10 protein-coding genes and 1 pseudogene are annotated in these 13,380 nt (G+C 70.6%); 8 read left to right on the plus strand and 3 right to left on the minus strand.

Going from position 1 to position 13,380, the window contains the following annotated elements:
- Window positions 1-76: 76 nt before the first annotated feature.
- Both ACZ69Q_RS40570 and ACZ69Q_RS40575 read left to right on the plus strand, forming a co-directional pair.
- Entirely contained in the window at window positions 77-1,348 is a 1,272-nt protein-coding gene (locus tag ACZ69Q_RS40570) for an alanine racemase (protein ID WP_471052626.1), read from the plus strand.
- 11 nt (window positions 1,349-1,359) lie between these two features.
- On the plus strand, window positions 1,360-2,970 hold the full coding sequence (locus tag ACZ69Q_RS40575) for an N-acyl-D-amino-acid deacylase family protein (protein ID WP_471052629.1): 1,611 nt from the start codon (window positions 1,360-1,362) through the stop codon (window positions 2,968-2,970).
- Window positions 2,971-2,995: 25 nt separating this feature from the next.
- Here ACZ69Q_RS40575 and ACZ69Q_RS40580 read toward each other — a convergent pair whose 3' ends face one another.
- Together ACZ69Q_RS40580 and ACZ69Q_RS40585 are read right to left on the minus strand one after the other, a co-directional pair.
- Window positions 2,996-3,925: a trypsin-like peptidase domain-containing protein gene (locus tag ACZ69Q_RS40580; protein WP_471052631.1), complete on the minus strand. Its 930-nt coding sequence runs from the start codon at window positions 3,923-3,925 to the stop codon at window positions 2,996-2,998.
- Between the two features lie 291 nt (window positions 3,926-4,216).
- Window positions 4,217-4,936 (minus strand): hypothetical protein, encoded by a 720-nt coding sequence (locus tag ACZ69Q_RS40585; RefSeq protein ID WP_471052634.1) that lies wholly within the window; start codon window positions 4,934-4,936, stop codon window positions 4,217-4,219.
- A 249-nt stretch (window positions 4,937-5,185) separates the two neighbouring features.
- On the opposite strand from ACZ69Q_RS40585, the gene ACZ69Q_RS40590 reads away from it, so the two are divergent.
- From ACZ69Q_RS40590 to ACZ69Q_RS40615, 6 genes and pseudogenes are all read left to right on the plus strand, one after another.
- Window positions 5,186-6,397, plus strand: coding sequence for a pyridoxal phosphate-dependent aminotransferase (locus ACZ69Q_RS40590; RefSeq protein ID WP_471052635.1), 1,212 nt, complete (start codon window positions 5,186-5,188; stop codon window positions 6,395-6,397).
- 97 nt (window positions 6,398-6,494) lie between these two features.
- Entirely contained in the window at window positions 6,495-6,917 is a 423-nt protein-coding gene (locus ACZ69Q_RS40595) for an SCO4983 family protein (RefSeq protein ID WP_471052638.1), read from the plus strand.
- 284 nt (window positions 6,918-7,201) lie between these two features.
- The gene (locus tag ACZ69Q_RS40600) at window positions 7,202-8,266 is read left to right on the plus strand and encodes a hypothetical protein (RefSeq protein WP_471052641.1); all 1,065 of its coding nucleotides are present in this window, start codon (window positions 7,202-7,204) and stop codon (window positions 8,264-8,266) included.
- Window positions 8,267-8,281: 15 nt separating this feature from the next.
- A pseudogene (locus ACZ69Q_RS40605) lies at window positions 8,282-9,450 on the plus strand (toxic anion resistance protein).
- The gene (locus ACZ69Q_RS40610; RefSeq protein ID WP_471052643.1) at window positions 9,447-10,985 is read left to right on the plus strand and encodes a vWA domain-containing protein; all 1,539 of its coding nucleotides are present in this window, start codon (window positions 9,447-9,449) and stop codon (window positions 10,983-10,985) included. The pseudogene ACZ69Q_RS40605 and the gene ACZ69Q_RS40610 overlap by 4 nt, the downstream one beginning before the upstream one ends.
- Window positions 10,972-11,613: a hypothetical protein gene (locus ACZ69Q_RS40615; RefSeq protein ID WP_471052646.1), complete on the plus strand. Its 642-nt coding sequence runs from the start codon at window positions 10,972-10,974 to the stop codon at window positions 11,611-11,613. Before ACZ69Q_RS40610 ends, ACZ69Q_RS40615 begins: the two co-directional genes overlap by 14 nt.
- Here ACZ69Q_RS40615 and ACZ69Q_RS40620 read toward each other — a convergent pair.
- A complete protein-coding gene (locus ACZ69Q_RS40620) occupies window positions 11,598-13,331 on the minus strand; it encodes an Ig-like domain repeat protein (protein WP_471052648.1) in 1,734 nt (577 codons plus the stop codon). The two genes, ACZ69Q_RS40615 and ACZ69Q_RS40620, sit on opposite strands and share 16 nt — an antisense overlap.
- Between the last annotated feature and the right edge of the window lie 49 nt (window positions 13,332-13,380).

The following is a 13,380-nucleotide window of genomic DNA, read 5'->3' on the forward strand; positions in this document are numbered from 1 at the left end:
GAGATGTTAGACAGCGGTAAGCGATATACGCAATGGTCGTTGCAGTCAATGCAACACCACAGATCAGGGAGGTTCCATGAGCAACGAGGCGCTCGCCCGTCTGGCCGAGGAACGCGTCGACCACCGCTTCAAGGGCCTCCCCCCGGACGCCGACGGACTGACCGTCGCCGAGCTGACGGCCCAGCGCCGCAACCTCTTCACGGACGGCTTCGCCACGCCCGTGCTCGCGCTCTCCGCCGAGCGCCTGGAGCACAACCTCGACCTCATGGAGACGTACGCCACCCGGCACGGCCTCGCCTTCGCGCCGCACGGCAAGACCTCCATGGCGCCGCAGCTCTTCCAGCGGCAGATCGAGCACGGCGCGTGGGGCATCACGCTCGCCGTGCCGCACCAGGTGCGGGTGGCGCGGGCGTACGGCACCGAGCGGATCTTCCTGGCGAACGAACTGGTGGACGCCGCGGCCCTGCGCTGGATCGCGGCCGAGCTCACCGCCGACCCGGCCTTCCGTCTCGTCTGTTACGTCGACTCCGTGCGCGGCGTGGAGCTGATGGACGCGGCGCTGCGCGACGCCGGGGCCACGCGCCCGGTGGACGTCGTGGTCGAGCTGGCGGCCGGTGAGGGCGCCCGGACCGGGGTCCGTACGGAGGCGGAGTGCGCCGCCGTCGCGGACGCGGTGGCGGGCGTGACGACGCTGCGGCTGGTCGGTGTCGCGGGCTACGAGGGCGAGGTCCCGCGGGCGGACCCCGAGCGGGTGCACGCGTGGCTGCGCCGGCTGGTATCGCTGGCCGTCGAGTTCGACAAGGCGGGCCGGTTCGCGGGGCTGGAGGAGATCGTCGTCAGCGCGGGCGGCAGCGCCTGGTTCGACGCGGTGGCGGACGTGTTCGCAGAGATCCCCGAACTCTCCGTGCCCGTGCTGAAGTTGCTGCGCTCGGGCGCGTACGTCTCGCACGACGACGGCCACTACCGCAAGCTGACCCCCTTCAACCGGGTCCCCGAGGAGGGCGCCCTCGAACCCGCCTTCCGGCTGTGGGCCCAGGTCGTCTCCCGTCCCTCCGACGAGCAGGCCTTCGTCAACGCGGGCAAGCGGGACGCGGCCTACGACCTCGACCTGCCGTTCGCGCAGGTGGTGCGGCGCGACGGCGCCGAGCGTCCGGCGACCGGCATCTCGGTGACCGGCCTGTCCGACCAGCACGCGTGGCTGGCGACGACCGGGGAGGCGGACCTGGAGGTCGGGGACTGGCTCGGGATGGGGCTGTCGCACCCGTGCACGTCGTTCGACAAGTGGCAGCTCATCCCGGTCGCGGAGGCGGACGGGACGGTCGTCGACTACATCCGCACGTTCTTCTAGGAGGGGGCGGCGTGGAAGAGCTCGTCATCCGGGACGCGGAGGTCGTGGACGGCAGCGGCGGCCCGTCCTACCGCGCCGATGTCGTCGTCGACGGCGGCAGGATCGTGTCGATCGTGCAGGAGGCGTCGGCGGCCGGCTGCCAGCGGCCGAAGGCGCGCCGGGAGCTGGACGCGGAGGGCCTGGTCCTCGCCCCCGGCTTCATCGACATGCACGCCCACAGCGATCTGGCGCTGCTGCGCGACCCCGACCACAGCGCGAAGGCCGCGCAGGGCGTCACCCTGGAGGTCATCGGCCAGGACGGCCTGTCGTACGCGCCGGTCGACGACCGCACCCTCGCCGAGGTCCGTCGCGCGATCACCGGCTGGAACGGCTCCGGCGACGACATCGACTTCGACTGGCGGACGGTGGGTGAGTACCTGGACCGCCTCGACCGGGGCATCGCGGTCAACGCGGCGTATCTGATCCCGCAGGGCACGGTCCGCGCGCTCGCCGTCGGCTGGGAGGACAGGGAGGCCACACCGGCCGAGCTCGACCGGATGCGGCAGCTCGTCGCCGAGGGCCTGGAGCAGGGCGCGGTGGGCCTGTCGTCAGGGCTGACGTACACGCCGGGCATGTACGCCAAGGACGCGGAACTGACCGAGCTGTGCCGGGTGGTGGCGTCGTACGGCGGCTACTACTGCCCGCACCACCGCTCCTACGGGGCCGGGGCGCTCGAGGCGTACGAGGAGATGGTGGCCCTGACGAGGGAGGCGGGCTGCGCGCTCCACCTCGCCCACGCCACCATGAACTTCGGCGTGAACAAGGGCCGGGCGCCGGAGCTGCTGGCCCTGCTGGACAAGGCGCTCGCCGACGGCGCCGACATCAGCCTGGACACCTACCCCTACACGCCCGGCTGCACGACCCTCGTCGCCATGCTGCCGAGCTGGGCGAGCGAGGGCGGTCCGGAGGCGATCCTGGCCCGGCTGTCGGACGACGACACCGCCGAGCGCATCTGCCATCACATGGAGGTCATCGGCGCCGACGGCTGTCACGGCGTGCCCATCGAGTGGGACACGATCGAGATCTCGGGGGTGAGCGACCCGGATCTCGTGGACCACGTCGGCCGCACGGTCCGGCAGTCGGCGGACGCCCGCGGCGAGGCCCCCTGGGTGACCGCTCGCCGGCTGCTCCTTCAGGACCGACTGGGCTCGACGATCCTCCAGCACGTCGGCCACGAGGAGAACGTGCGCACGATCATGCGGCACCGCGTCCACACGGGCGGCTCGGACGGCATCCTTCAGGGCACGAAGCCCCATCCACGGGCGTACGGCACGTTCCCGCACTATCTCGGCCACTACGTACGGGAGTTGGGGGTGCTGTCCCTGGAGGAGTGCGTGGCCCATCTGACCTCGCGCCCGGCGGCGCGGCTGCGGCTGCCGGACCGGGGCCTGGTCCGCGAGGGTCACCGGGCGGACCTGGTGCTGTTCGACCCGCGGACGGTGGCGGCGGGTTCGACGTTCGAGGAACCGCGCAGACTCCCGACGGGCATCCCGTACGTCCTCGTCGACGGCCGTTTCGTGATCGAGGACGGCCGCAGGACGGACGTACTGGCGGGGCGGGCGGTCCGCAGGACGACTCGGTGACTTGCCGACCGCCCGCCGCGCGGTGTTACGGCTTGGGCAGCACGCACCCGCTCGCGCTCAGGTCGAGCTTGTTGTCGACGCCGAAGCAGGCGGGGATCTGGTAGATCTCCTGGGCGTAGTTGATGCCCTGGCGAACGGTGACGTTGCCGCTCTCGTCGACCTCGCACGGGTTGTTGACCGTGCAGCGCTGGCCGTCCTCGTTGCCGGTGTTGTTGACGGCGACGACCTTGTTGGTGGCCTGGTCGATGACGGGGGAGCCGGAGGTGCCGCCGATGGTGTTGCAGGCGGAGGTGTAGCGGACCGAGTCCTTGAAGGTCCAGTCGCCTTCCTTCAGGCGGTAGGCGAACCCGTCGATGTTGCAGTTGTACAGCCGCTTCCAGTAGCCGGAGGCGACCGTGATGGCCGTGCCGGCGGCCGGGTGGGTGTCGGCCACGGTCAGCGCGTTGATCCCGTACGAGCTCTTGATCTGCGCGTACGTGGTGGTGAGCCGATAGAACGACACGTCGGTGTCGGTCATCGTCCCGTAGACCATCCTGTTGGCGCGCAGGGTCGCGACCCGGCTGCCGGAGGCGTTGAGCAGACCGAAGGTCCGGCTGGAGGCCCGGTCGACGACGACCTCGCCGGGTCCCGGCATGCCGGTCTCCAGACAGTGGCCGTTGGACATGACCAGCGCCGGGTCGTCGTCCTCCGAGTCCGAGAACCGGACGACCGAGCCGGAGCAGTTGCTGAGCGAGACGGTACCCGCGAAGTTGACGGCCCTTACCTGGGGGTTCAGGACCTGACCGAGGCTCTCCGTGGCGGAGGTGACGGTGTCCCGGACCACCGAGGTGACCGAGCTCGTGTCGGCACCCTTGCCGAAGGACTGGGCCGTGTCCACGTCAGCCGCGGCCGCGGGTGCGGCGCCGGCCCCGGCTATCGCCAGGGCGAGGAGGGCGGCGCCGAGCGGTTTTCTCATGTGGGGGTCCCCTCATACGAGGAGGGTGACCGAAGAATCTCCGGCCACCCGCACTTTTGTCATGCGCATTGTCACGCAAGAGGGGGGTGCGGACAAGGAGTTGATTACCGGTGAGTTCGGGCCGTAGGGGTTTCCCTATCACGGGGAGCGAGGGGTTCCGGGCGGGCGGCGCAGGACGTTCACGAGAGGGCGATGAGATCACCACAGTCGGCGCTCGCGCCTCAACAGCCGCTCGCGAGAGCAGCCGCGCAGCACGTCACGCCCCGAGCGCTAGCCTCCCCCGCCCTGCCTTCAACCGGGCTTCTTCGTACCGCCCTGCCCGCGCCCCGGATTGTTGCCCGAGTTGCCCGGGCCGGTCGCGGTAGGGGCGACCGTCGGTGCGGACGGGTCGGTACCGGTGGCAGTCGGTTCGGTCGAGGGCTGGGCCGTCTCACCGTCGGAGCCGTCGCCGTCCGACGCGGACGGGCTCGCCGAGTCGCCCGGAGAGGGGCTTCGGGAGGGGTCGGCACTTTCGGACGCGCGGGCGCCGGCCGACGCGCCCGCGGAGGACCCTCCCGGGGTCAGCAAGTCGGCGGGCGTCGTGCTCGTCCGGTCGCCCCTGGTCCGCGTGCCGCCCTCCGAGGAGGACCCGGACAGGGAGAACCCGGCTATCAGCGCCGCCACCGACACCGCCCCCACCGCACCGGCGGCCACCGCGAAGCGGGGCGAACGCCAGACGCCGGGCTTGCGCCGGGCCCGGCGGCGGCCGCGCCCCCTGTTCGGGTTGTCGGCGTAGTCGTAGCCGTCCTCGTAGACGTAGTCGTAACCCTCGCCGGCACGGTGGCCACCGCCGGACGCGCGGACGCCTCGGGCACCGTGGACGCGGTCGGCTACCTCATGGGCGTCATCCGCCCCATCGACCACCGGAGGCAGCTCGGTCGTCTCGTCGTAGGCGTTCTGCCAGCCGTGGGCGACCGCGGGATCGGTGTACTCCTCGTACACGGGAGACGGCCCGGCATCCGGGTGATACACGTTCGGTGGAGCCTTGGACCCGTCATCCTCCCGGTGCACACCCTGAACGGGAGGAGTGGCGGCGGAGTGATTCACACCGTTCGCTCCGTACATCCCGTTTTCGTGCTCAGAAGGCCTGGACATGGCCGCGCATTCTAGAGACGAGAGAGCCCCCTGGGACAGTTACCGTCGATAACAGCTCAAACCTCCGCGTCTCACGTGTCGGAAAACACGGCCCAGGCTCCGTTACCGGGCCGTAAGCTCCTTGACATGCAGGTGATCCAGTCGACGAAGCTCGCCAACGTCTGTTACGAGATCCGGGGCCCGGTGCTCGAGGAGGCGATGCGGCTCGAGTCGGCGGGGCATCGGATCCTCAAGCTGAACACCGGCAACCCGGCCGCGTTCGGCTTCGAGTGCCCGCCCGAGATCCTGGAGGACATCCTCCGTAACGTGTCGTCGGCCCACGGGTACGGCGACGCGAAGGGGCTGCTCGCGGCACGCCGGGCCGTCGTCATGCACAACCAGACCCTGGGCGTCGAGACCGACGTCGAGCACGTCTTCATCGGCAACGGCGTCTCCGAGCTGATCGTCATGGCCATGCAGGGCCTGCTCGACGACGGGGACGAGGTGCTGGTCCCGGCCCCCGACTACCCGCTGTGGACCGCCGCCGTGTCACTGTCCGGCGGCACCGCCGTCCACTACCGCTGCGACGAGCAGTCCGACTGGATGCCCGACCTCGCGGACATCGAGCGCAAGGTCACCGACCGCACCAAGGCCATCGTCATCATCAACCCCAACAACCCCACGGGTGCGGTGTACGACGAGGCCATACTCCGCGGGCTGACGGACATCGCCCGGCGGCACAACCTCCTCGTCTGCTCCGACGAGATCTACGACAAGATCCTCTACGACGGCGCCACGCACACCCCGACCGCCTCCGTCGCCCCCGACCTGCTCACGCTCACCTTCAACGGCATGTCGAAGGCGTACCGCGTCGCCGGGTACCGGGTGGGCTGGATGTCGATCTCGGGCCCGCGCGCCCACGCCGACTCCTACATCGAGGGCCTCACCATCCTCGCGAACATGCGGCTGTGCGCGAACATGCCCGGCCAGCACGGGGTCGTGGCCGCGCTCAGCGGCCGGCAGACCATCAACGACCTGGTACTGCCCGGCGGGCGGCTGAAGGAGCAGATGGATGTCGCCTACGAGCTGCTGACGCAGATCCCCGGTGTGACCTGCGTTAGGCCGAAGGGGGCGCTGTATCTCTTCCCGCGCCTCGACCCCAAGGTTTTCAAGATCAAGGACGACCGGCAGATGGTCCTGGACCTGCTGCGACGCGAGAAGATCATGGTCGTCCAGGGCTCGGGCTTCAACTGGCCGGAGCCGGATCACTTCCGGGTGGTGACCCTGCCGACGGTCACCGACCTGCGGGACGCGGTGGGGCGGATCGGGCGGTTCCTCGACGGCTACGGCCAGCCGTGACCCTGCGTGTACAGGCGGTCCGCTTTTGTGAACTGCTCAACTTTAGACAGAATCTAAGCTAGGATGGTTTCCTGTCAGCGCACAGGAGGCCATCCCCATGTACGAACCGATCCGAACCAAGTCGGTCCACAGCACGATGGCCGGCACCACCACCGACTTCCCCCACCGCTCGCGCGAGGAGGAGCTGGACATCCAGCTCGCCGGCCATCTCGCCGCGCTGCTCGCCGTCACGGACGAGCTGCGTGCGACGGCACCCTCGGAGGACCTGGACATCGCGGCCGACCGGCTCGCTGACCAGGTGGCCCGGCTGCGGGACGGCCGGAAGCCGGCCCGTGCGGTGGCTTCCGGCGGTCAGCCGAAGATTGCGGCACTGCACCGGCGTGCGCATGCCCTTGCCGGGCGGGCGCTGGTGGTTGCCGCGTCCCGTGCCGACACCGCCGCCGCGATTCTCGCCGCCGAGCGGATGGACGCGCACGCTGCTGCGCAGGCTGAGCCGCAGGAACTTACCGGCGTCGGCTGAACCCCCTTTGAACGGCCCCGGTCCGCGTGCACCCGCAGCGACGCGCGGACCGGGTGCCACAGCACTGCGTTGACCTTGGCCGACGTTCGCTCTCGCCGTAAGGGTTCGCGTTGTTCGCGCGGCTGCCCGTTCGCTGTGGCTTGTCGCGCCCCGCGGCGGAGCCGCAAATCGACAGAGCCCCGCGCCCCCATGAAAGTCACCCGTGTTGTAACGGGACCGGTATGACACCTGCCGTTCATCCCCTTTGACAGGGAACGTTGGATTCCGCGAGCACTCTCCACCGCGTGAGACGTATCGCTGGAATCATCCTCGCGGTGGTGCTGATCGGTGGCGTGGTGGCCGCCGTCGTCGCAGGCCGCAGCAATGGGGACAACGGCACGGCAACGAAGACCGTGCAGGCGGTGATCGGATCGGAGAAGGCCGAGTTCTTCGCCGATCCCGACGTGGTGAAGGCCCTGGCCGCCAAGGGCTACACCGTGAAGGCCGAGACCTCCGGGTCCTGGGCCATGGAAGGGCTGGACCTCGACGGGTACGACCTCGCGCTCCCGTCGAGCCAGGCGCCCGCCCGTGAACTCGCCGCGAAGTACAAGGTGACGGGGACACTCCCGCGCCCCTTCTACTCGCCCCTCGTCGTAGTGGCGCACAAGAACGCCGCCGAGGTGCTCGCGGGCAACGGGCTGGCCACGCTGGACGAGGCCCACCGCGGCATCCTGAAGATGGGGGCCTATCTGGACGCGGCCCGCGCGGACCGCACCTGGCAGCAGCTCAAGGGCGCCAAGAAGTACGGCGAGTTGACGGGCACCCTCTACCTGTCCAGTACCGACCCCGAGACCTCCAACTCCGGCGCGCTGTATCTGGCCGCCGCCTCCTATGTCGAGAACGGCGGCAAGGTCGTCGCCGGCGCGGCCGAGGTCGACCGCACCGCCCCGCTGCTGCACCAACTGGTCAGCGTGCAGGGCGCCCAGCAGTCCGGCAGCGACGCGGTGTTCCGGGACTTCGTCAGCGGCGCCGGCAACCCGCTCGTCGTGGTCTACGAGTCCCAGGTCGCCTCCCTGCTGGCCCGGGGAGAGCAGCCCGACGACCTGGTCGTCCTCTACCCGGACACCACGGTCAACAGCGACCACACCGTCGTGCCGCTGACCGAGGACGGCAAGGCCGTCGCCGAACTCCTCTCCTCGGACCCGGCGTTGCGCAAGCTGGAGGTCAGGCACGGGTTCCGCCCGCAGGGCGAGATCGCCGGGTTCGCCTCGGACACCACTTACCTCAAGCAGGAACTGACCGGCGTCCACCAGGCCGCCGTGCCCACCTCCAAGGTGCTGCACGAGCTGGCGCGACGGGCGCGCGGATAAGGGGGGCAACAGCACATGAGCACCAACGACGACACGTTCGTCCTCACCCCGCCGGAGCCCGTGGCCGCGGTGCCGCGCGAGAAGGCCGGCGGACTCGTCCCGGTCGACGACGGCGTCCGCAGCGACATGGCGGGCAAGGCGACCGCCTATGTGGAGGGGCTCGCCGGACTCGACGCCCGCTCGCCCGAGTTCGCCGGCAAGGTCGGTGAGATCACCGCGCTCGGCGCGGGGAGATGCGGACGGCCGCCGCGCAGTCCAACCGCATGCTGGAGCGCACGATCCGCAGCCTGCCCGACAAGGGCGGGGACGCCCAGTCGCAGGTCGCGGGCTCGCTGGTCGAGCTGCGCCGGGTGGTGGAGGACCTGGACCCGCGAGACCTGCCCGCCTCCAAGGGGCGCAAGTTCCTCTCCAGGCTGCCCGGTGGCAACAAGCTGCGTGACCACGTCGCCAAGTACGCCTCCGCGCAAGGCACCCTGAACAAGATCGTGGGGTCGCTGCGGGGCGGGCAGGACGAGCTGCGGCGCGACAACGCCGCGCTGCAGACCGAGCGGGTGCGGCTGTGGGAGACCATGGGCAAGCTCCAGGAGTACGTCGTGCTGACGGAGGCCCTGGACACGGCGGTCGAGCAGCACATCGCGCAGGTCGTCGACCCGCAGCAGGCCGACGGTCTGCGCGCCGACATCCTCTTCCCGGTCCGGCAGAAGCACCAGGACCTGCTCACCCAGCTCGCGGTGTGCGCGCAGGGGTACCTCGCCATGGACGTCGTACGGCGCAACAACGAGGAGCTCATCAAGGGCGTCGACCGGGCGGCCACGACCACCGTCTCGGCGCTGCGGATCTCCGTGATGCTGGCCTCCGCGCTCGACAACCAGAAGAAGGTCATCGAGCAGGTCAACGCCCTGCGCGGGACCACCGAGGACCTCATCCGCGGCAACGCGGAGATGCTCGCCACGCAGAGCGGGGAGATCCAGCGCATCGCGGCCGACCCGGCGGTGGGAGCGGAGACCCTGCGCAGCGCCTTCCAGCAGATCTACCGCACGCTCGACGCCATCGACTCCTACAAGGTCCAGGCGACCGAGGCGATGGCGGCGACGGTGGAGAACCTCACCGCCGAACTGGAGCAGGCGAGCGGCTACCTGGAGCGCAGCCGCTCGCAGGGCGCGCTGGAAGGCGGCCTCGGATGAGAGCACGGATACTCGCGCCGGCGCTCGCCGCCCTGGCGCTTCTGACCGCCTGCACCTCGCAGAAGGCGGCCGACGAGCCCGACAACGCCCCGAGACCCGGCTCTCTGCGCATCCTCGCCTCCAGCGAGCTCAGCGACATGACCCCGGTCCTGGACAAGATCGCCGACGACACCGGCATCGAGGTCCGGCCCACCTACATGGGCACCCTCGACGCCGTGGAACTGCTGGCGAAGGGCAAGGCGGACGGGCAGTACGACGCGCTGTGGCTGTCCTCCAACGACTATCTGCGGCTGCGGCCCGAGGCGGCGAGGAAGGTCGTCTCGGAGACGCCGGTCATGTCGAGCCCGGTCGCCGTCGGCATCAGGTCGACGCAGCTCGGCAAGCTCGGCTTCGACCCCGGGAACGTCACCTGGTCGCAGATCGAGCAGGCCGTCCAGGACGGCAAGCTCACCTACGGCATGACCGACCCGGCCCGCTCCAACTCCGGTTTCGCCACCCTCGTCTCCGTCGCCTCGGCCCTGTCCGGCGCCCAGTCCGCCCTCACCGACGCGGACGTCGACAAGGCCGCGCCCCGGCTGAAGGAGTTCTTCAAGGGGCAGAAGCTGACGTCCGGTTCGTCGGGCTGGCTGGCGACGGCGTACAAGCGGCGCGGGAACGTCGACGCGCTGCTCAACTACGAGTCCGTCCTCAAGGGCATCCCGGGCCTGACCGTGATCCGCCCCAAGGACGGCGTCGTCACCGCCGACTACCCGCTCTCCTCCCTCGCGTCGACGAACACGGCGACCCGCGAGGACGTCCGCCGCCTCACCGAGGCCTTGCGCACCGACGGCATCCAGCGGCTGATCACCGAGCGCACCCATCGCCGCCCGGTCGTCACCTCCGTGGAGCCGGCGCCCGGCCTGGACACCGGCCGGCGGCGCGAACTGCCCTTCCCGGGCACCCGTTCCGTCGCCGACGGCCTGCTGGACTCGTACGAGAACGAGCTACGCCGCCCGTCCAGGACGGTCTACGTCCTCGACACCTCCGGTTCGATGGAGGGCGACCGCCTGGAGCAGCTCAAGAAGGCGCTGACCGACCTCACCGGTGACTTCCGCGAGCGCGAGGAGGTCACGCTGATGCCGTTCGGGTCGGGGGTGAAGAGCGTGCGCACCCATGTCGTGGAGCCGTCCGACCCGAAGTCCGGGCTGGCGGGGATCCGCAGGGACACCGACGCGCTCACCGCCGAGGGCGACACCGCGATCTACACCTCGCTGGAGGCGGCCTACCAGCATCTGGGCTCCGGACGGGACACGTTCACGTCGATCGTGCTGATGACGGACGGCGAGAACACCGCGGGCGCCGACTCGGCCGGCTTCCACGCCTTCTACGTCGGCCTGGACCGCGAGCGGCGCGCGACGCCCGTCTTCCCCATCCTCTTCGGCGACTCCAGCAGGTCCGAGCTGGAGAACATCGCCGAACTGACCGGCGGCCGGCTCTTCGACGCCCAGAAGGGCTCGCTGGACGGCGCCTTCGAGGAGATCCGTGGCTACCAGTAGAACGGCCCCGGGCAGGGCGCTGGCGTACCTGGAGTCCCGCAAGAACATCGCCGGGAGCGCGAGCGGGCTGGTCGGCCTGGTGCTGACCTTCACGGGGGTGGCGGGACCGTACTGGCCCGTCGTGGTCGTGGGACTGTACGGCGCGGGTGCGCTGATCGCCCCGCCGGAGCGGCCCGCACCGCCCGACTTCCCGGACCCCTCGGCCCAGTTGGACGAGCTGCGGGGCGACTTCGAGAAGCTGCGCGGCTATCTCACGGACGTGGAGCTGTCCGTCACGGCCGCCGCCCGGCTGCGTGAACTCACCGAGCTGCTGACCGCGTTGCTCGACCGGGGCTGGGTCGCCGAGCTGCTTGCGCACGATCCCGAGGGCGTGCATGTGCTCTCCCGGATCGTGCGGCGCGATCTGCCCGAGGCCGTCGACAGTTTCGTACGGACGCGGTGGTGGACGCGGATGTCGCCCGGCGCCGACTCGCCTGAGCTGCATCTGGAGCGGCAGCTCGGCCTGTTGAAGAAGGACGCCGAGAAGCTGGCGGCGGGCCTTCGCGAGACGCAGGCCCGCCGCCAGGAGTCCCACACCCGGTATCTGGAGGACCGGGGCGGGACGGACCGCGATCAGCGCCTGACGTAGACCGTCGCCGCGGCCGTCGACGCCTGGTGCAGGTCGTCGCCCGGCCAGGAGACCGTGTAGTCCGCGTCGCCCCGGGTGCGCGGCAGGTCGTTGATCGTGAAGGTGCCGTCGGCGGCGACCGTCACCGACGACAGCGTCCCGGTGCCGAGCCGGTCCTTGCGGGTGACCTTGAGGACCGCGCGGTCCGGCAGCGCCTTGCCCTGTGCGGTGAACGTGCCGGTGATCTCGACGCCCGTGCTCAGGGAGCCCTCCTCGGGCGCGGTGAGCGCGATCGAGGTGGGCGCCTTGCCGACGGACACCGTGGTGGTGACGTCCTCGGCGGGGCGGTGGGTCAGGTCGCCGAGGTAGGAGACCTTGTAGGTGGCGTCGCCGACGAGGCCGGGCTCGTCGAGGACGGTGAAGGTGCCGTCGTCCTTGACGGTGAAGGTGCCCAGCTCGTGGGTGCCGCTCGCGTCGGTGCGGGTCGCCTTGACCTTCAGGGGCTCGGCGGGCGCCGGGCCGTCCTGCTCCAGCCTGCCGCGCACGGCGAGCGGTTCGCCGGCGGCGGCCTGGGCGGGGCTGTGGGTGAGGCCACCGGTGAAGCGGGTGTCGTACTGGATCGCCGGGGGCTGGATGATGTGCAGCCAGTACTGGTTGCCGGCCGCGTTGGTGGTGACCGCGAACAGCCTTGAGCCGTCCGCCGCCCACTCCAGGCCACGCGGCGCTACCCGGTCGCCGTCGAGGCTGCCCTCGAAGGCGAACTCCAGCGGGGCGGTGGCATCGGCCGGGTCGGCGGGCTGCACCAGCAGGTCCGGCGTGGAGCCGGTGGCCGAGGCGCCGCGCGCGATGTACTTGCCGTCGCCGCCGAAGGCGACCGCGGTGGCCGAGGCACCGTCGGGCAGCGCCCGGTAGCCCACGGCCGCGTCGGACAGGTCACCGGTGTTCAGCAGCCGCGTCCCCGCGCTCGCGTCGGCGACGGCGACCTTGCTGCCGTCGGCGGAGAACGCCATGTCCTTCAGGTTCAGGGCGCCCTTGCCGTCGGCGTCGGCGAAGCGCCGGGCCGCGTTGCGTACGAGCGAGCCGCCACCGGCGTCGTACACCGTCAGGAACGGGTCGGTGGCGGAGGAGTTGAGCGGCTGGCCCATCAGCATCCGGTCGCCGGGACCGGCCTCGAGCTGGAGCTTGCCGAAGTCCTGCCAGTCGGTGCGCGCCACGGTGTTGGCGGCCGGCGCGTAGGCGTCCAGGTAGGTCAGCGTGGTGTCGCACTGCGAGGTGTAGTACGAGTACGGCGTCGTGTAGTACACCTGGCCGCCCGAGAAGGCGAGGCTGCGGCCGCAGGTGTCGGTGGAGACGTACAGGCCGTTCGAGGTGTAGGTGCTGGTGTCGTAGCGCCAGATGACCTCGCGGCCGCCGGCGTAGAGCGTGGAGCCGTCGGCGTTCAGCGCGAGGCCGGAGATGTGCTGGGTGGTCGGGATCGTGGTGATCCGCTCGCCCTGGAAGTTGTAGACGGCGATCTGGCCGGGGTTGCTGTAGCTGCCCATGTTGCTGTCGGCGATGTAGACCCGCTGGTGCGCGGAGTCCACCGCGAGTGCGGAGTACGAGGTGATCGGCAGCTTGGCCACCGCCTCGGAGGCCGCCGCGTGCGCCGCGGGCGCGGCCGCGACGGTCAGGCCGGTCCCGGCGAGTGCGGCGGCGAGCAGCGTGGCCGCGAGACGTCTGGAACGGTGTGCAGTATTCAACTGTGCCCCCCACAGGCTGAATTGAGCGTCCACCGGTATCGGTGACGCT

Source organism: Streptomyces sp. NPDC036764, assembly GCF_055609385.1.